At 39.8% G+C, this 21,550-nt stretch carries 18 protein-coding genes; 12 read left to right on the top strand and 6 right to left on the bottom strand.

All coding sequences use genetic code 11. The annotated features are described in order from the left end of the window. Positions 1-9 precede the first annotated feature (9 nt). The 10 genes from nusA to ACS8FC_RS05695 all read left to right on the top strand — a co-directional run bounded on the left by nusA (position 10) and on the right by ACS8FC_RS05695 (position 12,785). Positions 10-1,494 (top strand): transcription termination factor NusA, encoded by a 1,485-nt coding sequence (gene nusA / locus ACS8FC_RS05740; RefSeq protein ID WP_299218735.1) that lies wholly within the window; start codon positions 10-12, stop codon positions 1,492-1,494. A 190-nt stretch (positions 1,495-1,684) separates the two neighbouring features. Further along, the gene (infB, locus tag ACS8FC_RS05735; RefSeq protein ID WP_439296128.1) at positions 1,685-4,417 is read left to right on the top strand and encodes a translation initiation factor IF-2; all 2,733 of its coding nucleotides are present in this window, start codon (positions 1,685-1,687) and stop codon (positions 4,415-4,417) included. Between the two features lie 149 nt (positions 4,418-4,566). Beyond that, positions 4,567-4,956 carry a ribosome-binding factor A gene (locus tag ACS8FC_RS05730; RefSeq protein WP_058367855.1) on the top strand — a complete coding sequence of 130 codons (390 nt, stop codon included), beginning with the start codon at positions 4,567-4,569 and terminating at the stop codon, positions 4,954-4,956. 9 nt (positions 4,957-4,965) lie between these two features. Further along, on the top strand, positions 4,966-6,036 hold the full coding sequence (truB, locus tag ACS8FC_RS05725; RefSeq protein ID WP_439262504.1) for a tRNA pseudouridine(55) synthase TruB: 1,071 nt from the start codon (positions 4,966-4,968) through the stop codon (positions 6,034-6,036). A gap of 411 nt (positions 6,037-6,447) precedes the next feature. Further along, positions 6,448-6,972, top strand: coding sequence for a type 1 glutamine amidotransferase domain-containing protein (locus ACS8FC_RS05720; RefSeq protein ID WP_439296127.1), 525 nt, complete (start codon positions 6,448-6,450; stop codon positions 6,970-6,972). Between the two features lie 93 nt (positions 6,973-7,065). Further along, entirely contained in the window at positions 7,066-7,230 is a 165-nt protein-coding gene (locus ACS8FC_RS05715) for a hypothetical protein (protein WP_439296126.1), read from the top strand. A 103-nt stretch (positions 7,231-7,333) separates the two neighbouring features. Then, the gene (locus ACS8FC_RS05710) at positions 7,334-7,510 is read left to right on the top strand and encodes a hypothetical protein (protein ID WP_439296125.1); all 177 of its coding nucleotides are present in this window, start codon (positions 7,334-7,336) and stop codon (positions 7,508-7,510) included. A gap of 370 nt (positions 7,511-7,880) precedes the next feature. Then, complete coding sequence (gene rpsO, locus ACS8FC_RS05705; RefSeq protein WP_299218723.1) at positions 7,881-8,147, top strand: 30S ribosomal protein S15; 267 nt, start codon at positions 7,881-7,883, stop codon at positions 8,145-8,147. Positions 8,148-8,788: 641 nt separating this feature from the next. Continuing rightward, complete coding sequence (pnp, locus tag ACS8FC_RS05700; protein ID WP_439262624.1) at positions 8,789-10,903, top strand: polyribonucleotide nucleotidyltransferase; 2,115 nt, start codon at positions 8,789-8,791, stop codon at positions 10,901-10,903. Between the two features lie 856 nt (positions 10,904-11,759). Continuing rightward, positions 11,760-12,785: an ATP-grasp domain-containing protein gene (locus ACS8FC_RS05695; RefSeq protein WP_439262497.1), complete on the top strand. Its 1,026-nt coding sequence runs from the start codon at positions 11,760-11,762 to the stop codon at positions 12,783-12,785. Between the two features lie 859 nt (positions 12,786-13,644). Here the strand turns inward: ACS8FC_RS05695 and ACS8FC_RS05690 are convergent. Further along, the gene (locus ACS8FC_RS05690; protein WP_439296124.1) at positions 13,645-14,523 is read right to left on the bottom strand and encodes a LysR family transcriptional regulator; all 879 of its coding nucleotides are present in this window, start codon (positions 14,521-14,523) and stop codon (positions 13,645-13,647) included. Positions 14,524-14,613: 90 nt separating this feature from the next. On the opposite strand from ACS8FC_RS05690, the gene ACS8FC_RS05685 reads away from it, so the two are divergent. Beyond that, entirely contained in the window at positions 14,614-15,060 is a 447-nt protein-coding gene (locus ACS8FC_RS05685; RefSeq protein WP_439296123.1) for a PACE efflux transporter, read from the top strand. A gap of 344 nt (positions 15,061-15,404) precedes the next feature. Continuing rightward, on the top strand, positions 15,405-16,325 hold the full coding sequence (locus ACS8FC_RS05680) for a glutaminase (protein WP_439296122.1): 921 nt from the start codon (positions 15,405-15,407) through the stop codon (positions 16,323-16,325). 149 nt (positions 16,326-16,474) lie between these two features. Here the strand turns inward: ACS8FC_RS05680 and ACS8FC_RS05675 are convergent, their stop codons facing one another. The 5 genes from ACS8FC_RS05675 to ACS8FC_RS05655 all read right to left on the bottom strand — a co-directional run bounded on the left by ACS8FC_RS05675 (position 16,475) and on the right by ACS8FC_RS05655 (position 21,078). Further along, positions 16,475-17,326, bottom strand: coding sequence for a hypothetical protein (locus ACS8FC_RS05675; RefSeq protein WP_439262491.1), 852 nt, complete (start codon positions 17,324-17,326; stop codon positions 16,475-16,477). A 160-nt stretch (positions 17,327-17,486) separates the two neighbouring features. Then, a complete protein-coding gene (locus tag ACS8FC_RS05670; RefSeq protein WP_439262489.1) occupies positions 17,487-17,807 on the bottom strand; it encodes a hypothetical protein in 321 nt (106 codons plus the stop codon). A gap of 118 nt (positions 17,808-17,925) precedes the next feature. Beyond that, complete coding sequence (locus ACS8FC_RS05665; protein ID WP_439296121.1) at positions 17,926-18,447, bottom strand: hypothetical protein; 522 nt, start codon at positions 18,445-18,447, stop codon at positions 17,926-17,928. Positions 18,448-18,604: 157 nt separating this feature from the next. Continuing rightward, positions 18,605-18,862, bottom strand: a complete 258-nt coding sequence (locus ACS8FC_RS05660; RefSeq protein ID WP_439262485.1) for a YheV family putative zinc ribbon protein — start codon at positions 18,860-18,862, stop codon at positions 18,605-18,607. Further along, positions 18,862-21,078 carry a M3 family metallopeptidase gene (locus ACS8FC_RS05655; RefSeq protein WP_439296120.1) on the bottom strand — a complete coding sequence of 739 codons (2,217 nt, stop codon included), beginning with the start codon at positions 21,076-21,078 and terminating at the stop codon, positions 18,862-18,864. Before ACS8FC_RS05655 ends, ACS8FC_RS05660 begins: the two co-directional genes overlap by 1 nt. Positions 21,079-21,550 lie beyond the last annotated feature (472 nt).

Below are 21,550 nucleotides of genomic sequence, written 5' to 3'. Positions count from 1 at the left end.
TGGTATAGCATGAGTCGTGAAATCTTAACGGTAGTTGAAACCGTCAGTAATGAAAAAGGCCTAAACCCTGAAGATATATTTGAAGCCATAGAAGACGCTTTAGTAGTATCGACTAAGAAAAAAGTATATACCGAACAGCCAGAAGTGGCAGTACGAGTGGCTATCGATCGTACTACTGGCGATTATGATACTTATCGTTATTGGACAGTGGTTGCTGATGAAGATCATGAAATGCCAGCTTGTCAGCTTGCTATTACTGACCTTGATCAAGAAGAATGGTCGATCGGGGATGTAAAGGAAGAGCAGATTGAGTCGATCGAATTTGGGCGTATCGCAGCGACTCAAGCAAAGCAGGTAATCATCCAAAAAATCCGTGAAGCTGAGCGTGCCTTAGTAGCAGATGCTTTTGAGCCACGTATTGGTGAGATGATGTATGGCGAAGTTAAAAAGCAGACGCGTGATGGTTATATTATCGATCTAGGTGACAATGCAGAAGGCTATTTAGCACGAGATCATATGTTGCCACGTGAGCAGCTACGCGTTAAATCACGTATTAATGCTATCTTGTATCATGTGAATCGTGAAAATCGCGGTGCACAGCTACTATTATCGCGTACGCATCCTGAAATGCTTTCAGCGTTAATGCAAAAGGAAGTACCCGAAATCGCAGAGCAAATTATTGAGATTCGTAATGTCGCTCGCCTACCAGGTACTCGTGCTAAAATATCCGTTAAGACTAATGATCATCGTATTGATCCGGTGGGTGCATGTATTGGTATGCGTGGTACACGTATTCAAGCAGTACAGCAAGAGCTTGATGGAGAACGTATCGATGTCGTAGTATGGTCAGACGATCCTGCACAATATATTATCAGTGCACTTGAACCTGCAGACGTCAGCAGTATCATCTTAGATGAAGATACCCAGACAGCAGATATTATCTTTAGTACCAATGATCAGCTTGCGCGTGCCATTGGTTCGCAAGGACAAAACGTACGTTTGGCTTCAGAGTTGACTGGTTATAAGTTGAACATGATGCTAGAAGAAGAGTATCAACAGCGTCAAGAAAACGAAAGCAAGGCATTTATTGAATTGTTCTATGAGCGTTTAGAAGTAGATCAGGACCTTGCCCAAGCTTTGGTTGATATAGGCTTTACGAGTATTGAAGAAGTAGCATATGTACCTGTCGAGACCTTCTACGATATTGAAGGGTTAGACGATGAAGCAATTGACATGATTCAAGAACGTGCTAAAGAAGTAGTCATTGCAGATGAATTATTTAAACAGCAAAACATGAAAGAGCCGAGTCAAGAATTGCAGGATCTTGAGGGTATGACAGTCAGTTGGGCCTATAAAATGGCTCAAAAAGACATTATTACCGTTGACGATCTGGCTGAACAAGCAGTTTTTGATTTAGAAGATATTGAAGGTTTAGATGCTGAAACAGCAGGCAAGCTTATCATGAAGGCTCGGGAATCTTGGTTCGATGAATAGGTGTTAACTGCATATCGCTGTCTTTTGGTGGTATGCTATTAATAATGAAAGGCTAATAAAAGATTAATATTTAATATACTTATATAACATCCAATTATATTAAATAATCTCTGTTTTGGTCAAACGCAATCATTTGTAGCCAACAACTGAATTGAACAAATAGCAAATAATAGACAGTAGGTGATAATAAATGGCAGATAAGACCGTCAAAGAACTGGCAGAAATGGTAGGCAAAACCGTCGGTGCTGTACAGCAGCAACTCCAGGATGCTGGGCTACCTGCTCGCGGGGAGGATGACTCAGTCACCGAACTTGAGCAAGAAAAATTGGTAACGTATTTAAAACAAAGTCACGGACAGCAAGAAAAACGTCGTATTAGTCTTAAATCTAAAACGACCAGTACTGCGCGCGTGACGGGCTCTTCAGGTAAATCTAAGAGCGTCAATGTTGAAGTACGTAAAAAGAAAGTGTTTGATAAGCCGAATCCAGAAAAAATGGCAGAAGAATTGGCTGCCCGTGAACAGGCGATGATTGAGGCACAAGCACGTGCGGCTAAAGAAGCTGAAGAGCGTGATGCCACTAAGAAAAAATCAGAAGAGCGTCAAGCGGCTACCTTAGCTGCTATGCGGGCAAGTCTTGGTTCAAGTAAAAGCTCAGAAGGCAAAGGTGAGGAAGTATCTACCTCAGTCGTAGTCAAAAAAGGCGGCAAAGCTACCGTTGAAGTTAAACCTAAAGAAAAAGAGAAAGAAAAGAAAAAAGTTGCTGCTACTAAGCCAAAGACTGAAACAGCTGCTGAACGTAAAGTTCGTGAAGCACGTGAGAAAGAAGAAGAGCGTTTACGTCAAATTGAGAGCGAAACACGTCGCGTACAAGCTGAAGAAGCGCAAAAGCGTACCCTTGAGCAGATGCGTAAGATGGCTGGTAAATATACTGACCGTGAACCTGCGACTGAAGTTCGTAAGGATGAGCCATTGGCCGAAGGGTTGGTTGGGGACGCATTAGAAGAATCGTTTGAAAAAGAGCGCCGTGAGATCAAACGAGGAGCGAATAGTACAGGTACTCGTGGACGTCGCCGTAAAAATCAAAGCGAACGTGAAATCAAAAATACCAAAAATGGTCTACGTTCCTCTCAAGCGTCGCAGCATAAGTTTGAAAAGCCGCTCGAAAAGATTGTCTATGATGTAGAGATTAGTGAACATATTACTGTCGCAGACTTGGCCCAGCGTATGGCGGTCAAAGCACGCGAAGTCACTAAACTGCTGATGAAAATGGGTGAAATGGCTCGAGAATCAGATACGATTGACCAAGCAACAGCCAGCTTAATCGTTGAAGAAATGGGACATAATCCAGTGCCTGTTAGTGATACTAAAGTTGAAGATGATCTTCACGATGCCGTTGATGAGCGCAGCAGTAATGTACAAACGCGGCCACCAGTGGTTACTATTATGGGTCATGTTGACCATGGTAAAACCTCATTACTTGATAAGATTCGTGAAACGAAGGTCGCCACAGGTGAAGCAGGTGGTATTACTCAACATATTGGTGCTTATCATGTAGAGACGGAACGCGGCGTTATTACTTTCCTTGATACTCCAGGTCACGCAGCCTTTAGCGCTATGCGATCACGTGGTGCGCAAGCTACTGATATTGTAGTATTGGTTGTGGCAGCGGATGATGGCATGATGCCGCAGACAGAAGAAGCAATTGATCATGCGCGCGCTGCTGGTACACCTTTAATCGTAGCTATCAATAAAATGGATAAGCCAGGTGCTGATCCTGATCGCGTCCTTAATGAGTTAACTACAAAAGAAGTGGTCTCAGAAGATTGGGGCGGTGATACACCAATGGCTCGTATTTCAGCCAAGACCGGTGAAGGCATTGATGATCTTTTAGAATATATTAGCTTACAGGCTGAACTAATGGAACTAGAAGCGCCATTAGATGGTGCTGCACAAGGTGTGGTCATTGAGTCAAAACTTGAAAAAGGTCGTGGTCCTGTTGTTAGTGTATTGGTCAAGAAAGGCACACTTAAACAGGGTGATCTAGTGCTAGCTGGTGAGCATTACGGTAAAGTGCGTGCAATAACGGATGAACATGGTAAACGTGTACAGTCAGCAGGTCCTTCTATACCGGTCGAAATCCTAGGCTTACCTGAAACGCCAGCAGCTGGTAGTGAATTCTTAGTCGTAACAGACGAGAAAAAAGCACGTGAAGTTGCAGATTTTAGAACCAACCGTGAGCGTGAGCGTCAACTTGAACGTCAAAATGCCATGCGTTTAGAAAGCATGTTTGATCAGATGGAACAAGGCGATGTGTCATTCTTAAATATCGTACTAAAAACTGACGTACGTGGTTCACTCGAAGCCTTACTAGCTGCACTAAATGAGCTGTCCACCGATGAAGTTAAAGTACGAGTGATTAGCTCAGGTGTTGGTCCAATTTCTGAGTCTGATGTCACGCTTGCAGAATCAAGTGAAGCTGTATTATTGGGCTTCAATGTTCGCGCAGATGCAACTGCACGCCGTAAAGCAGATACTGCCAACATGGATATTCGTTATTACAGCGTAATCTATGGCTTGATTGACGATGTAAAAGCTGCGATGAGTGGCTTGCTTGCGCCTGAACATCGTGAGAAGATTCTTGGTATTGCAGAAGTTCGTGAAGTATTCCGTTCTAGCAAATTCGGTGCTGCTGCTGGTTGTATGGTGGTTGAAGGGACTATTTATCGTAATAAGCCAATTCGTGTATTACGTGATGATAAAGTTATCTTCACTGGACAGTTACAGTCGCTACGCCGTTACAAAGAAGACGTTAATGAAGTGCGTACTGGCATGGAATGTGGTCTTGCCGTTCGTGGTTATGATGTCGAAGCTGGTGATAAGATTGAAGTCTTTGAGATTCAACAGTTTGAACGTACAATTTAACCATATTGTATTTTTATTCGTTAGAACTTAGAGTATTAATATAACGACATATTAAGGTCTAACAGGATCATCCTGGTAGGCCTTTTTTATCGTATATTTCCGCTATTAAAAGCTATTTTTAAAATATTATTGAAAAGTAGGATAATAAAATGAATCAACGTTTACAACGCTTATCAGATCAGATACAGCGTGAGCTTGCAGTGCTAATTCGTGACGAGGTCAATGATCCGCGTTTGACGGGCTTTGTAACTATCTCTAGTGTGAAGGTCAGTCCAGATTTGGGTTATGCTGATGTATACGTCACTATTATGGAGCCTGAGCTCAATGATGCCATGACTAAAACCAATCATGAACAAAGCATAGAAGTTCTTAATAAAGCGGCAGGGTTTTTGCGTACTGAGCTTAGCCATAGTTTAAAAACGCGTACTACGCCACGTTTGCGTTTTCATTATGATGAAGTCACTGCGCGCGGCAATTATATGATGGATTTAATCAATCAAGCCGTCAGTAAAACTGAACAAAACGAGAATGACGAGTAAATTACTATTATGTCTATAGCGCCTGAGCAAACTGATAAAAAAGCTAAAATAGTACCTGATAAAATAAAAGTCTCAGGGGTTATTTTAATAGATAAGCCTTACGGTATGACATCACAGCAAGTGGTATCGAAAGTGAAATATCTTTTTAAATCGCCAAACCATAATAGTAAAAAAGCGGGTCATACTGGTACGCTTGATCCCATGGCCACTGGCTTGTTACCTATCTGTCTGGGTGAGGCTACCAAATTTAGCCACTATCAATTGGATGCCGATAAAACTTATCAAGCGACTATCTTGCTTGGTAGTCAGACTGATACTGGTGATGCGGAGGGTCAGATTGTTAAAACTATGTCTGTGCCAAAGTTTGATGAGGTAGAGTTAGAAAAAATCGCCCAGCAGTTTTTGGGCGCTCAGCAGCAAATACCACCCATGTATTCGGCGCTAAAAAAGGACGGCAAAAAACTTTATGAGTATGCACGGGCTGGTATTGAAGTAGAGCGTTTACCAAGAAATATCGTCATCAAGTCAATTGATTTAAAAGCACTTGATAACGAACAAATACAGTTGACGGTTACTTGCACCAAAGGCACCTATGTACGCGTGCTTGGTGAAGACATCGCTAAAACGATAGGTACATTAGGGCATCTGACAGCACTGCGGCGCTTGCAAGTCGGTAAATTCGATATTGATAATGCGCTTAGCTTGACCGCATTAGAAGAACAAGCATTGGATAATCGTCAAGCACAGTTAATGCCAGTGGATGCATGTATCGATATCGATATGAAGCTGACATTGACGACTGAGCAGTGTAAGCGTATCCATATGGGTCAACGCTTAAACGTATCTGAACAATTGACAGACCAGATTAAGAGCTATATTTTAGATAGGATAGATAACCAGTCGTCTATCCATACCGACAAAAGTAACTTTGCTACCTCTAAGGACACTGCTAGCGCACAACTGTTAACGTACGAGACACCAATAGATATTCGTTTAATAAATGAGCAAGGTCAGTTTTTGGGTTTAGGTGCCGTTAGTCTCAATGGACGGTTGCAACCAAAGAAGTTGATTCAACGTTAAGGTTATTTTTCTAAACTATCTTATAGACAATTCCTGAGCAGCTTACTAACAGTTTACATTAATCACATATCGTCACATTTTATTGCAGGTTTCGCCTATGGTGAAACCTGTTTTTTTTGTACATTAGTTAAGTCAGCTAAGGAAAGTGACAGGGAAGGACAAATAAAATAACAAAGCTCAATGGTAAAATTAATCTATAAAAACAAAAACTTAATTTGATAATAAAAACATCTTATGGGAAGGGCTTCATATAAGAAATATAACAGGTAATAGCTTTAGCAGGGCACGGACGACTAATAGATCACTGAGGATGAATAATAGAAAATACTTAATAATAATAAAAAATTATGATAAATAGAGTTATTAGTTAATTTATTCACATAAATTCCCAATCGTTAAATAAGGAATAATATGAAAACCGTCGCTTTTTTATTACACAATAATTTTGAGCAAGCAGAATATGAAGACGTAAATAACCAGTTGAAAGACAAAGGTTATAAAACTATATTGATTACAACTAATAAAGATAAAGACGTTCAAGCAATGAAACAGGACGTCAACAAAGGTGATACTTTTACCGCTGATATCTTTGCAAGTGATGCAAATGCAGCTGACTACGATGCGTTGGTACTGCCAGGCGGAACTGTCAATGCTGACACTATCCGTGGCAATGCAGAGGCACACAGTATCATCAATACTGTTTATAAAGCAGGTAAACCACTGGCAGTTATTTGTCATGCGCCTTGGGTGCTTATCAATACAGGTATCGCAAAGGGTAAGAAGTTGACCGCTTATCACTCATTGCAAACAGATTTAGAAAATGCTGGTGCAGATTTTATCGATACAACAGTACAGATCGACGGTAATTTAATTACCTCTCGCAACCCGGATGACATTGATAACTTTGTTGAAGCTATTGATAAAGCATTGTCTTAACTAGTTCAAATACTCTACAAAACGTAAAACAACTCATTATATTTTTATTCTAAACTAGAACAATATTAACTGATATTAACTAAGGAAATTATTATGGCTAACCCTAATCCAAACGATACTAAAGTTGAGCAACAACGTTCTGAGTCTGCAACTGCAGCGCTCAAGAGCCAAACTGAAGACAACCATACCAAAGATACTGAAGCTGCAGCCGAGCGTATCGCTGATAATTTAGAAAATGCTAAAGACGACGATAAGTAGTGCTTTGAGTCCAAGAAGCTTTTGTTAAACGAATTTTTACCGTGAGTACTAATCAAGTGATGGTTAGTATTTCACAGTTATTAAATAGTTTTAAGGAAATATTATGGATAAATCAAAACAAAATATGGATAAACAAGAACAAGAAATTGAAAAGCTTGCAGAAGACATCAATCCTAGCAAAGACGCTATTCCAGATAGCATAGCAGAAGCGACGACAGTGCCTTTAGATGGTGATGAGCTTGGTGGCAAGGCTACTGAAGCTGATATAAAAAACAAATAGTCTAAGACGATCAGTTATTTTATTGCTTCTAAAAAACCTTGATTAAACAAGAAAACTAATATGAAAAACTGCTGCGAGTTCAGCAGTTTTTTGTTATAATTGCCACCACATTTAAATATGATTTTAGATAAGTCAAAATATTTTGTTTACTATTTCGATTATAAGGTCGATTTATGCATTATTTTGTCGCTATCTAATCTATTTTTAAATAATTGTTATTATTCATTGAGCTTGTCGTACACTAGGTCAACTCTAGTAATGCAGGGTTGTCCTGAATGACGATAAAGTTACTTTAATTATTATTCTAATGCTCAAAAGATGGCTTAAATCTGAGTACATCTTTGAGATTTTAGCATTGCCGGAGATATTTATGCTAACTAATACCGATCGCGAACAAATCATCGCTCAATACCAGCGCGGCGAAAATGACACAGGTTCACCAGAAGTTCAAATCGCTTTGTTAAGTGCTCGTATCAATGATTTACAGAATCATTTTAAAGAGCATAAAGCCGATCACCATAGCCGTCGTGGCCTTATCCGTATGGTTAATACGCGCCGTAAATTGCTTGATTACCTAAAAGGTAAAGATCTTGGTCGCTATACAACTGTTATCAAGCAGTTGGGTCTACGTCGTTAATTTGACGTCTGCAATATTAATAATAGTTAAGTAAAAAGGTAGTGCTTATTTGTCATATGACTCTAAAGACTCTCTTTTAAGTGTTGAAAAAATAATTGACTGTTATCAATATAATATGTAAGTAATGAAAGAGCGGTGTGGAATAGTTTCACGCCGCTTTTTTATGGATATCTGGTAAGTATTAGGTAGTCTGGTTGCCGTTTAGCCCAACTTTTGACCATAAAAACACTCAGTTTTGTATTTAATTGGTCAACACCTATAAATCACTGTAAAATGGTGCATTGGGTAATTTTATAGCGCGTTAAAACACAGTATCTATCTCGTAGTTTGTCTCTATATATTGTTATGTTATATAAATAATTTACATAATAAAAAAAGTGTGGAAACGGTGTAGAACACTATTAAAATCCATGATGATAGAAAGTTTATGATGGTAGATGGCTATAAAAACTGAATCTGAATAATAAAGAAAATACAGTAGTACCATTGGTAAATATATGACCTGGCAATAAGGCCACTAAATACGATTTATCAGTACATCAAAGTACGATAGAACACTTAATGACCGATATTAGATTGCGCAAGCAATTGAAATTGTTTTCGTCATTCAACATTAGGAAAAATATATGACAAATCCGACAATGTTTAATACTATTAAACGTGAATTCCAATATGGCGACCAAAAGGTCGTCCTTGAAACTGGCCGTGTTGCCCGCCAAGCCAACTCTATTATGGTTCATATGGGCGGTGTATCAGTACTGGTTGCAGCAGTAGTAAAGTCTGAAGCTAAAGAAGGTCAAAACTTCTTTCCATTAACTGTAAACTATCAAGAAAAAATGTATGCAGCGGGTAAAATTCCAGGTGCATACGGCAAACGTGAAGGCCGCGCGAGCGAGTTTGAGACTCTAACCTCGCGTCTTATTGATCGTCCAATTCGTCCACTGTTCCCTGAAGGCTATGTCAACGAGATTCAGATTACAGCAACAGTTGTATCCTCAGATAAAACCCAGTCTGCAGACATTGCAGCATTAATCGGTGCTTCAGCAGCATTAGCAATCTCTGATGCGCCATTTAATGGTCCTGTCGCTGCGGCACGTGTTGGCTTTATCGGTGGTGAGTACGTACTAAACCCAACGACTGAGCAGCTTAAAGAGAGTGATCTTGACCTAGTCGTAGCTGGTACCAAGTCTGCAGTATTAATGGTTGAATCTGAAGCAGCAGAGCTGTCAGAAGATCAGATGTTAGGCGCGGTATTATATGGTCATCAGCAACAGCAAATCGTGATTGATAACATTGCTTCAATGGCAGAAGAGATCGGTACCGCTAAGCAGCAGTATGTTGCCCCTGAGCGTGACCAAGCGCTTACCAGCAGCATGAAAGAGCAGTTCGGTGAGCAAGTTGCAGATGCTTATACCATTACTGATAAGCAAGCGCGTTACACCAAGCTCGATGAAATTAAGCAATCAATCATTGATGCGCTTGCTGGTGATGCTGAGTCAGAAACTTATGCTGATACGGTATCTGAGCTAAAAGAAATCTACAACGACCTTAAATATCGTACGGTTCGTGACAATATCTTGTCAGGTAAGCCGCGTATCGATGGCCGTGATCCTGAAACAGTCCGTGCGCTTGACGTGCAGGTTGGTGTATTGCCATATACGCATGGTTCAGCATTATTTACTCGCGGTGAGACGCAAGCCTTAGTCACCACTACGCTAGGCAATAGCCGTGATGTTAACATGATTGATTCATTAGGTGGCACTATCCGTGACCATTTCATGCTGCACTATAACTTCCCGCATTTCTCAGTGGGTGAGACTGGCCGTGAAGGTATCCCTAAACGTCGCGAAATCGGTCATGGTCGTCTAGCGCGCCGTGGTGTACAAGCGATGCTACCGGACAGCGAACGCTTCCCGTATGTCATCCGTGTGGTATCAGAAATCACTGAATCAAATGGTTCTTCTTCTATGGCGTCTGTTTGCGGTGCAAGCTTGGCATTAATGGATGCTGGTGTACCATTAAAAGCGCCAGTCGCTGGTATTGCAATGGGTCTGGTTAAAGAAGGCGAGCGCTTTGCTGTATTGTCAGACATCTTAGGTGATGAAGATCATTTAGGCGATATGGACTTTAAGGTCGCTGGTTCTAAAGACGGTATCACTGCGCTACAGATGGACATCAAAATCGAAGGCATCACGCCTGACATCATGGAGCAAGCGCTAAAGCAAGCTCATGCTGGTCGTATCCATATCTTGGATGCCATGAACCAAGTATTGCCAGAGAGCCGTACTGAAATCAACGCCCATGCACCGAACTACGCGGTTATCGAAATCAATCCTGATAAGATTCGTGATGTCATCGGTAAAGGCGGCGCGATGATTCGTCAGCTCACAGAAGAGACTGGCGCGGTTATCGATATTGATGATGCTGGTACGATTCGTATTTTTGGTGAGAATAAAGCGGCAACTAAAGCTGCTATTGGTAAAATCGAAGCATTGACGGCTGAAGTTGAAGTTGGTAAAACTTACGAAGGTACGGTCGCTCGTATCGTTGACTTCGGCGCGTTCGTTAACGTCTTGCCAAACACAGATGGTCTCGTGCATATCTCACAAATTGCAGAAGAGCGTGTAGAGAATGTATCAGATTATCTAAAAGAAGGTCAGACGGTTAGTGTCTTGGTTCAAGACGTTGATAACCGTGGTCGCATTAAGTTGACTATGAAAGGTATTGAGCAAGGTACAGCAACAACTGCTGAATAAGTAGCTTAATTTGATATAAAAAACCGCTCTGAACTGTTAGTAATAGCAGTCGGGGCGGTTTTTTTGTCTGTCTCTTTAATGTTACTAAATAGTTAAATATTACTTTTATCAAATGCATTTAGTTTCCTAGTAAGGATATTAATCTCTGGCTGTGCGCTATATGTAACAATAGATCTAGCTATTGACATAATGACAATATACCTTGTAGTCCACATGTAGTAATATTTTCTAAAGTAGATTGAGTCTTCTTTAATTTGCCATCAGCACCGTTATAATAGTGATTATGGACTTTTTGGTTGAATCATAAGTTTTGATTTCAATATTTTATTGGTTTTATCTAAGTAATAAATAAGTGTTTTTCTAGATTTTTGTCTTATATTCGGATTGCAACATATTGTTTGATTCTATCTATATAGTGTTTTATAGTTAGATAGATTACTCGTAATATTAGAATGTGTGTTAATTATCAATTTTTTTGTAGCAGTTTTCGCTATTCTTTTAAAATATTTTTAATAACATCAAGGTGTTGCTATCTTTATTTTTGAGTACGGGCTTCATAATGGCCGTTAAACTGCTAGCTAATAAAGCTATTGAACTTTAGTATTCGAAATGTACCGCATTGTGTTAAAGCAACTTACATTTTGGTGTCTATTTAAGATGTATTTAATTTTACGATATACAATTAATTCGGTTATCACATCAACCATGTCATACCAAAAATTTTGCTCTATTGATGTGGTATCGATTGTGCTATTAATTTAATTTTGTGTTTTAATGATCTCTCTTTTAAGAAAAACAGAATCTATTGACTCCGTTTTTTTAAAATATTCAATGATTTTTTTTGAGGAAAATATAAATGAAAGTAGCTATTCATCATAGACCAGGGAGCTTTTCCGATCGTTGGATTGAATATTGCGAAAATAAAAATATTGATTATAAGTTAGTTAATGCTTTTGATACTGATATTATAGAACAACTAAAAGGTTATGATGTTTTCATGTGGCATCATCATCATTCACAAATCAAGGATGTTCTCGCTGCCAAAAATATCCTTTTTGCTATAGAACATGCAGGATTAAGAGTTTTTCCTGATTTTAAAACAAGCTGGCATTTTGATAACAAGGTCGCTCAAAAGTATCTTCTTGAAGCTGCTGGTATACCAGTAGTTCCTAGCTATATTTTTTATGATAAGAAACAAGCGAAGAAATGGGCAAAGAATACTAGCTATCCCAAAGTTTTCAAACTAACTCGAGGTGCAGGGTCTAGTAATGTTAAGCTGGCTAGATCAAAGTCAGACGCAATTAAGTTTATAGATAAGTCTTTTGGAAAGGGATTCCCTCAGCTAGATAGGGTTGGGTATTTAAAAGAAGCGCTTAGAAAGAGTGGAAAAGATACAGTAAGTATAGATTCGTTAACAAATGTTTTAAAAGGTGTTACAAGACTTGTTTTTAATAGCGAGTTTGCTAAAAAACAAAGTCCTGAACGTGATTACGCTTATTTTCAAGACTTTATAGAAAACAAAGGTTTTGACGTTAGAGTTGTCGTGATTGATAATAAAGCAGTAGCTTTAAAGAGAATGGTTAGAGAGAATGATTTTAGAGCATCAGGAAGCGGAAATTTGGTTTTTGATAATGATAAAATTGATAGAAGGTACATAGAGTTAGCTTTTAATGTTTCTGATAAACTTGAAACTCAGTCATTAGCCATTGACCTGATTCACGGTATAGACGATGAAATTAAAGTTGTAGAGATAAGTTATGGCTTTCCTATGTTGAATTTTCTTGAACGCTCTGAAGGGTATTGGGATAAAAATATAAATTGGCATGAGAGCGATTTAAACCTCCAAAATTGGATAATTGAAGGGCTTTTAAGAGATAAATAAACGTATTTTTTACTCAGATATCAATTTAGATGAGTTCTTCATATTGAAGTCATTATAGAGTAATTTGTAGTTGGCTTTTGTGTTAAGCGTTAATTACTAAGTTATAGCCCAAGTATCTTATAGGTTCACTTGTCTAAACGTATATCCGTATGATTAGGATGTGCATAAATGAAACCAGTAATACGTAACGCGTAATACTATTTATAGACCATTAATGAAAAGATAGGAAGGAGGGAGTTGGTTGAGCCTAACTTATCAGTTGATGATCTACGAGTAGTATTTATTGGATTCAAAAATTTATCCATTGAAGTGATGAAATAGCTACAATTCAACTTTGTAGAGTACAATAAGCTATACTTAAATTTGATTTGAGCTTAATGGGACTGGTTAAAGAAGATAAGCACTGGAGTAATCTCATGTTGGTCGCATTAAGTTGACTATGAAAGGTATTGAGCAGGGTACAATGACAACTGCTGAATAAGTAGCTTAGTTTGATATAAAAAACCGCTCTGAACTGTTAGTAATAGCAGTCAGGGCGGTTTTTTTGTTTTTGAATAATTGGAAAGTTGTTTTAAGCTGTAGTGTTAGTTATTATAATTTCTACCTAGATTATAAGGTCTTTAATACGACCTCTCTTGTGAGAACAAAGACGGTTCTCTATTGAGAATTGAAACCTTAGACTGTAGCTCAAATGACTCCAATGGGTATAGACTTTTATATCGAATCAGTATACATCTGAGTGTACTTAATGAGCTTGGCTTGATGGTTTTTGACTAGATTATTATGTAAAAAAGACACGAAACCTCAATTAGGTTAAGTTGAACACTACGATTAGATGATATGCCTTAAAAATAAGATATTATCTATCTTGAACAATCGCAGCCGATTTTAGCCAAGTCGCCGCTTTACCTAAAGCGCGCTCTTTATGCCAAATAAGAACTAAAGCTACTGGCCAGTCGTGATCATCATAGCCCAATGTTGGTGCAACTATAAGACCACTGTCTAAGGCGCTAGCAACCACATGTTCAGGCACAAAAGCCCAACCTAAGTTGCGCTGTACTAGCTCAACGATGACCCACTGACTCTCAACCCACCAAACATCCGACGCTATCCGTAATCGTGCTTTATCTTCACTATGATTACGAGTAGCTACTAGTAGTTGTCGATAGCGTTTTAACTCTTCCCATCCTATTTTTGGGCTATTCAACTCATGCTCTGGGGCGCAAACCACTTTAAGCCGCTCCCAACCCAGAATATGAAAATTTAGCGCGGAAGGTGGTACATCTTGGTGCCACATAATGCCTAAATCAGCACGTTTCTCTATTACCAGCTGACTCACGTCTTCCATTAAAGGAAACAGTAGCTCTAGCTCCACGCTAGGGAATCGACATGAAAACTCATCTAGCAAAGCCCCCAAGCGTTCTAAAGGGTATAGCTCATCGACCGCTAACACCAATCTACTCTCTACGCCTTCGCCCAAACTTTTGGCAACCCCGCGAAAGTGTTCACAGCGCCCGAGTATAAATCGTGCTTCTACCAATAGCCGCTCTCCAGCTGGCGTCAAAATTGGATAGCGACCGTCACGCACAAATAGTAAGTTATCTAAATCAATTTCTAAATTGGAAACAGCCGTGCTGATGACAGACTGCGCCTTACCCAGTTGACGTGCTGCTGCTGAGAAAGAGCCTGTTTCTACAGTCGCGACAAAGGCTTTTAGTTGCTCTAAGGAAAAGCTCATCTATCTGTATATCCTATAGGTCCTAACTTGGTTATCCCATTTTAACAGATACAATAGCCGGATAAATCATTAATTTAATTGGACAACTCGATGCGTACTACTAAAGATCGTATTCGCCATACGCTAGGTTTTGAGGTCATCGGCTTAATGATATTTGTGCCCTTAACGAGCTTGTTATCTGGCTTTGACAGTCATTTATTAGGTAGCATGGCTATTGTTGGCTCAATTATCGCTATGCTATGGAACTATTTTTACAATTGGGTATTTGATCAAGTCTTGTTGAAAATGCGAGGAAAAGTAGACAAGACTGTTGCCCTAAGGCTATTACATGCGTTTTTATTTGAAGGTGGTCTGCTATCATTGTACCTGCCATTGATTGCGTGGTACTTACATATTAGCTTGTGGAGCGCGTTTATGATGGGAGTCTCTATGGCTACTTTCTATTTGGTGTATGCCTTTTTCTATAACTGGGTTTATGACAAGATGTTTCCTGTTTTGAAAGTAGATTTTTCATCCTACTACAAAAGCAGAGCATAACAATATGATACGAGTGTCTAGTCACATATTAGTTGAGAAACGATTTTTTTGATCTTAAGAAGTTTAGATTTGATAGCATAGGCCATACCCCAGCGGAACCTGCTATTTCGCCCTTCAAACCTATTAAGAGACCACCTAAAATAGACTGATATAATAGAACCATTTATATCAGTCTATTTAAGTAGTTGTGACTAATAATAGTCATATAGCCCATAAAAGCATTGAGGCTAGATAAAGCTTGTGACACTCAACCAATAAATCTCTAAGTATATTTCCCCTATCATCATCCGATTATATTCAGTTAAAATTATCATTACTTGATAACGAAAAAGAACACCACTCCTATGCAAAAGATTCTAGATGATATCACCGCCCAAATGGCACTTGAGACCGACCGCGGAAAGGTAGCAGATTATATTCCGCAGCTTGCACATGTCGATCCCAACCAGTTTGGCATCAGTGTTGCTACCCCTGATGGGCAAGTATACTCAGCAGGAGATGCCAATACCCTATTCTCCATACAAAGTATTTCCAAAGTATTTACGCTAACTATTGGGCTTAGTAAGCTTGGCAGTACGCTCTGGAATCATGTGGGCCGTGAGCCCTCGGGTGACCCTTTTAACTCCATTACCATATTGGAATACGAATCGGGCCGACCGCGTAATCCTTTTATCAATGCAGGCGCGATTGCGGTAGTGGATGCTATCACGATGGGACGCGAGCCAAAAGAGATATTGGATGAGATTATACAGTTTGTGCATTTTATAGCAGATGATGCGTCAATCTGCTTTGATTATAAGGTGGCAAGGTCTGAGATTGACCACGAAGATAGAAACGCTGCACTCGCTCACTTTATGAAGTCTTTTGGACATCTACAACATGATGTCGATAAGATATTGAATACTTACTTTCATCAATGCTCGATTGCGATGAGTTGTGAGCAGTTAGCCCGTGCAGGTCTGTTTTTGGTCTCCAACGGTATCAATCAACCCACAAGGGCAAAGGTGATCAGCCCGCAGCAATCCAAGCGGATCAATTCGTTAATGATGATGTGTGGTCACTACGATGGCTCTGGGGAGTTTGCCTATCAGGTAGGTCTGCCAGGCAAAAGCGGCGTCGGTGGCGGTATTCTAGCGATAGCGCCAGGCAAGGGTGCCATCGCAGTATGGTCACCTGGCCTAAATTCGGTCGGTAACTCAAAACTTGGGACGAAAGCATTAGAGCTACTGGGAGAAAGGACAGGCTGGTCGGTGTTTTCAAAGTAAACAAGCTTATAGCAAGATTAGAAGGACAAATATGTCTGTATAAGCATTTGCTAAGACAGTTTATTTAGCCAAAAAAATCCAATGTTAAACGCTTAAATTAAACATTTAACATTGGATTAATCAAACTCTAAATTAACAATTTAAAATGCTTACTCTTGATTTAAATCATCAATCATACTTTGGTACTTCTCTTTTCTACTAGCAATTTTGCTGCGCTCTTCTTCTACATTTGCGATGAGTTTTTTGGCAACGTCAACGCTTTTATCAAAAGCGGCAAGCTCCATATCTACCACAGCGATTAATCGCTCTAGCGTCATAGCAGTAGCTCTTCCGGTAACGCCATTAGTCATGCCCATCGCTTCAGACATAAAGTCTTCTCTGAGCTTATTTGCCCATTGGAATAAACCTGCCATCGACATGCTAGAGTCGCTGTTCTCATTGGACTGCTCTGTTGCATCAGCGTCATTTTGTTCAGTGTCGTCTTGCTGCTTGGCATTATTTTCTTTAGCATCGTTGGACTTGTCACTTTTGCGAGTCTTGTCTTCTTTGCTAGTTTTACTTTCTTTATTAGTATCGCCAGCTTTGTCAGACTGATCATCTTTTTCAGCTTTAGTGTCTTTCTTAGATGCTTCTTTTTTATCAGATTTCTGATTTTTTTCAACATTTTCATTTTTGCTAGCGCTTTCAGCTTTGCCTTGGTTGTCTGACTTAGCATTAGCGTCTTTGGCTTTACTAGAGCTTTGAGATTTATCTTGGCTTTCAGACTTGTTATCTGCTGATTTATCATTTTTAGCAGTATTATCAGTTTTCTTGTCTTTAGTTTTATCGTCTTGAGCCTTGTTGTCCTGATCTTTATCTTCTTGATAGTCGTGCTCAGCGTTGTATTCTTCAAAGTTGCCATTTTCAAATACTACGGTATCGTCTTTTACAACCTCTACAGCCGTTACCGCGTTATTGTTCTCGTCTTTGGTATTGTTTTTGCTAGAATTATTATTTGACATAATTAATTCTCCTGTTTAGGTATATTAAATAAAAAATATTTATGCTCAAAGGCATGCACAGTTGATATTATGCTGGAGTGATCTTTTAATCAATATCACGACATAAATATACTTATTAAGACCTACAGGAAAAAACATTTTACTAGAGAATTTAACATGTTTAGATAGTTATACTTTTATGCAGATGAATATCTACACGAGCTTTTGGTATATCTTGTAAATGTTGAGCGAGTAGGGATAAAGTTACCGTATCCCAATCTAAAGAGGTCACATTTGAGGTATGAGACTTTTTGGTTGGGTTATTCTTTGGAGAGTTAGAAAGGAGTGGCCGTGTCAATAAGGCCATTGTGCGCAGGCCTTTATAACGTATTAACGGCATGAGTATAGGATCTAAGAATATCCCCGTACTATTAACTGGTAAAATAAGTACCTGCGCGCTGCTATTTAAAATTGGGTCATGGGTCAAACGCAAAGTGGTCATAACGAATACCCCATAAGCAAATGATTTGATAAGTAGTATGTACTCAAGCTATTGTCTAATGATAAGCAGTATATATTGACGTACGGTTAGCCACTTATAATTTTAATAGTTTTTTTTATTATTCAGCCGTTTGTGCAGCTTCTAGCTGTGCGACTTGCTGTTCAAGCAGTTTAATTTGCTCAGCTTTCATGTCGGTTAATTTTTTATTCATTTGTACTTGTTCAGCCGCCAATTTTTCTTGGTCTATTAAGCGTTGATGCTCATCTTCTAAACGATCAACTTCTTCTTTGGCTAAACTATCGGTCTCTGGCAATGAGGCGTTTAAAATAGTTTCAGAATCAGATGCTTGCGTCTCAATTGGCACAGCCTTTTTATCAGATAAAGGCACGTTGTTATTCATCGTATCTACTGGGTCTGCTAGATCGCTGTCTGCATTGTCTGACAGTGTCTCAGCTTGAGAAGATACAGTTTTTGTTGTTGTCTCTTTTATGGGGGTCGATGTATTCGATAGTGGACGTGACCATACAAAATAGGCAATAACAACAGCGAGTAATAATAAGACGATTATTATGAATTTCTTTGAACGAACGCCAGTAGTAGATGTTTTAGAGAGAGTAGGTGACGATTTTTTAGAAGTCATACTAAAGCCAGTGCATATCGATAACAGTGTTTTCATACTATAGCAAACTAAAAAACAAAAGCCTATCAATAGATAGGCTAGTGGTAAGTACAATTGTCAGGTATGAGCCCAAATATTTAAAAATTTGCGATAACCATTAAGTCTTAAGACGCTAAGCCTAGTTTTTAAACTTGACTGTGCCGCTGGTCCCTGTGACGGTTGCATCACGGATCAGCTGATCCTCAAGATGATTTTTAGCGCTAATCTCATCAGAGTCAGGGCGATGCTCACTATGCCCACACAGAGTACATTCAATATATTCGTCAAGTATTGGCGTCACGACGTTTATCTGCACTACTGCATCCAACGCCTGACACTTGGGGCAACGCACCCCTGCTAAAAATTGTCTTTTTGGACGGCTTGATTGATAGCGCATTAGCCTACCTCGCGTGTAGTTTGAGCGTTTGCCGCAGTATTAATACCTCTATCGTCAAAGCCATTGTGGCGCAATAACGCATCGATACTGGCACTACGACCACGGAAATTCTCAAAGTTGGTTTTTGCCGGCAAGCTGCCGCCCACAGATAAGATGGTCTCACGGAAGGCTTTACCAGTGATTGGGTTAAAGATACCGTCTTCTTCAAACTTACTAAAGGCATCAGCAGATAATAGCTCAGCCCATTTATAAGAGTAATAGCCGGCTGCATAACCGCCAGCAAAGATATGACTAAAGCCGTTGGCAAAGCGGTTGTAGTTAGGCGTTTCCATAATGGCAATGTCATTGCGAACGTCATCAAGGGTTGCAAGAATACCTACATAATCAAGCGCTGGGGTATGTGCATGAATCAGTAAATCAAACAATGCAAACTCAATTTGACGCAAGGTCTGCATACCACTTTGGAAATTTTTGGCGGCCAACAAAGCATCTAGCTTGTCTTTTGGTAATGGCTCACCAGTCTCGACATGACTGCTAATAAGTGTAATGCCATCGCTCTCCCATGCCCAGTTTTCCATAAACTGGCTGGGCAGCTCGACTGCGTCCCACTCAACTCCATTTACGCCCGCGACATCACCAACCGTTACTTGCGTCAACAAATGATGTAGACCATGGCCAAACTCATGGAACAAGGTCAATACTTCATCATGAGTGAGCAGACTTGGTTTACCATCTAGCGCTGGGGTAAAGTTGCCGACCATAAAGCAAACTGGTAGCTGCTGATATGCTTGCTCATCATTACTGTAGCGCGATTGAAAACCACTCATCCAGGCCCCGCCGCGCTTACCATTACGAGCAAATAAATCAAAGTAAAAGCCGCCAAGTAAGTTGTTATCGGCATCGAATAATTGATAAAAACGTACGTCATCGTGCCAGCGCGAAACTGCGTTGCTGTCAGCTTTAGTAGACTCATTCGCACTATTTTGTTCTTGTACTTTGATGCCGTATAAGCGCTCAACGATAGCAAAGAGGCCGTCAATAACTTTCGGTAAGGGGAAGTACGGACGAATCTCTTCTTGCGATAAACTAAATTTGTTTTGTTTTACCTTTTCAGCAATATAGGCACTATCCCATGGTTGTAGCTCAGCAATGTCATAGTCACGGGCACATTCTTGCAGCTGGGCCAAGTCTTGTTCAGCAGTAGGCTTAGCCTTGGTAGCCAAATTCCGTAAAAAAGTTTCAACTTCTGCAACGCTTTCCGCCATCTTAGTCGATAGAGAAACTTCAGCATAGTTATCAAAGCCTAGTAGCTGAGCTTTTTGTTCACGCAGTTGTAGGATTTGGCCCATGATATCCGCGTTGTTTAGTGACTCGCCTTTAGCATTGGTATGAGTGTCATATTCAGAGGCACGTGTCACATAAGCGCGATACAAAGTCTCACGCAGTTCGCGATTGTCTGCATGGGTCATGACCGCAAGATATACGGGAATATTCAAAGTCGCCACATAGTAGGGTGTTGGTAACGCATCAATATCAGCTTGCGTGAGCGTACCACTGGCAAGTTCACGGGCTTTATGCTGCTCACCGGCATCTGCAAGTAAAGCCAAGCCACTTTCCGTTAAGCCTGCTAATTGTTCTTGTTGTAAAGGCAATGCAAAGGCTTGGGTGGCATCCAAAATATGGTCAGAAAAAGTTGCCGATAAGGTAGATAATTTACTTTGAATGTCAGCAAATTCATCCTGCTTGTCTTTAGGTAGCGCCACACCCGATAGCTCAAAGCTTTGCAGGGCGAGCTCAATAGCGCGTGCACGAGCAGGCTCAAGCGTTGCAAAAAACTCTTTGTCGTTAGCGATGGCCTGATAACGGCCAAATAATGGTTGATGTTGACCAACGCGAGTACCGTAGGCGGAGAGTTTAGGTAATAGCTCATGATGAATATGACGAATCTTGTCGTTACTCATCACACTATTAAGGTGCGACAAAACACCCCAGCTGCGATCCAACGCTAAGTTGATATGGTCAAACATCATGACATCAGTCAATGCTTGTTTGGCACTTATATCGTTAGAGTCTTTATCTGTAGATGCTGCAATGTTATCTAAAAAGTCATTACCTTGTTGAATCGCATCCGTGACTTTTACCTGTAAGTCAACAGGGTCGGTTGCATCAAAGTCAACAAGGTGTAGATTTGGGTCGATCGTAGTTGTAGTAGTCATAGAGGTATCCAAGAGCAATAAGGGTCAAGTCAGTAAAGAAAACGCGCGTTAATATTTAATGATTTGGGTTTTCATGCGCATATTTAGTAGAGCAACTGACCGGCTACTTAAATGATGGGTCTATTTTGCTTAGAATACAAGTTCACCGTGAAAGGTAATAAGTAAATACTCTGTATTGGCGATTCTATTATGTGCTGATAAAGAATATTAGGAGTTGTAATATTAAATTTTTCTTACTTATGCTTACAAAGCGCTATCATTTGCTTGCAAACTAACCCTATAGCTCATCATATTAACTTGATAGCATCATAGTAGTTCCAATATAAAAATTATGGTCTTATGTACGGGTTATCGTTTATGCCGCACATAAGGAGACGTATTAAACAAGGTTTTACCGATTAAAAACTATAAAACGATTATGAATATTAGGTAACTGTAATACGCTAATGAGACTGAGCTAAATCAGACAGCT

Source organism: Psychrobacter sp. 1Y4 (assembly GCF_051847555.1).
The sequence above is the reverse complement of the archived record's forward strand: the minus strand, read 5'-3'. Positions and strand labels throughout refer to the sequence as shown.

What these genes read in the sequence shown, in the direction of transcription:
- nusA (WP_299218735.1), top strand. Translation starts at nt 10, where the DNA reads ATGAGTCGTGAAATCTTAACGGTAGTTGAAACCGTCAGTAATGAAAAA.
- ACS8FC_RS05720 (WP_439296127.1), top strand. Translation starts at nt 6,448, where the DNA reads ATGAAAACCGTCGCTTTTTTATTACACAATAATTTTGAGCAAGCAGAA.
- ACS8FC_RS05730 (WP_058367855.1), top strand. Translation starts at nt 4,567, where the DNA reads ATGAATCAACGTTTACAACGCTTATCAGATCAGATACAGCGTGAGCTT.
- ACS8FC_RS05675 (WP_439262491.1), bottom strand. Translation starts at nt 17,326, where the DNA reads ATGTCAAATAATAATTCTAGCAAAAACAATACCAAAGACGAGAACAAT.
- ACS8FC_RS05665 (WP_439296121.1), bottom strand. Translation starts at nt 18,447, where the DNA reads ATGACTTCTAAAAAATCGTCACCTACTCTCTCTAAAACATCTACTACT.
- pnp (WP_439262624.1), top strand. Translation starts at nt 8,789, where the DNA reads ATGTTTAATACTATTAAACGTGAATTCCAATATGGCGACCAAAAGGTC.
- infB (WP_439296128.1), top strand. Translation starts at nt 1,685, where the DNA reads ATGGCAGATAAGACCGTCAAAGAACTGGCAGAAATGGTAGGCAAAACC.
- ACS8FC_RS05655 (WP_439296120.1), bottom strand. Translation starts at nt 21,078, where the DNA reads ATGACTACTACAACTACGATCGACCCAAATCTACACCTTGTTGACTTT.
- ACS8FC_RS05690 (WP_439296124.1), bottom strand. Translation starts at nt 14,523, where the DNA reads ATGAGCTTTTCCTTAGAGCAACTAAAAGCCTTTGTCGCGACTGTAGAA.
- ACS8FC_RS05660 (WP_439262485.1), bottom strand. Translation starts at nt 18,862, where the DNA reads ATGCGCTATCAATCAAGCCGTCCAAAAAGACAATTTTTAGCAGGGGTG.
- rpsO (WP_299218723.1), top strand. Translation starts at nt 7,881, where the DNA reads ATGCTAACTAATACCGATCGCGAACAAATCATCGCTCAATACCAGCGC.
- truB (WP_439262504.1), top strand. Translation starts at nt 4,966, where the DNA reads ATGTCTATAGCGCCTGAGCAAACTGATAAAAAAGCTAAAATAGTACCT.
- ACS8FC_RS05695 (WP_439262497.1), top strand. Translation starts at nt 11,760, where the DNA reads ATGAAAGTAGCTATTCATCATAGACCAGGGAGCTTTTCCGATCGTTGG.
- ACS8FC_RS05670 (WP_439262489.1), bottom strand. Translation starts at nt 17,807, where the DNA reads ATGACCACTTTGCGTTTGACCCATGACCCAATTTTAAATAGCAGCGCG.
- ACS8FC_RS05715 (WP_439296126.1), top strand. Translation starts at nt 7,066, where the DNA reads ATGGCTAACCCTAATCCAAACGATACTAAAGTTGAGCAACAACGTTCT.
- ACS8FC_RS05680 (WP_439296122.1), top strand. Translation starts at nt 15,405, where the DNA reads ATGCAAAAGATTCTAGATGATATCACCGCCCAAATGGCACTTGAGACC.
- ACS8FC_RS05710 (WP_439296125.1), top strand. Translation starts at nt 7,334, where the DNA reads ATGGATAAATCAAAACAAAATATGGATAAACAAGAACAAGAAATTGAA.
- ACS8FC_RS05685 (WP_439296123.1), top strand. Translation starts at nt 14,614, where the DNA reads ATGCGTACTACTAAAGATCGTATTCGCCATACGCTAGGTTTTGAGGTC.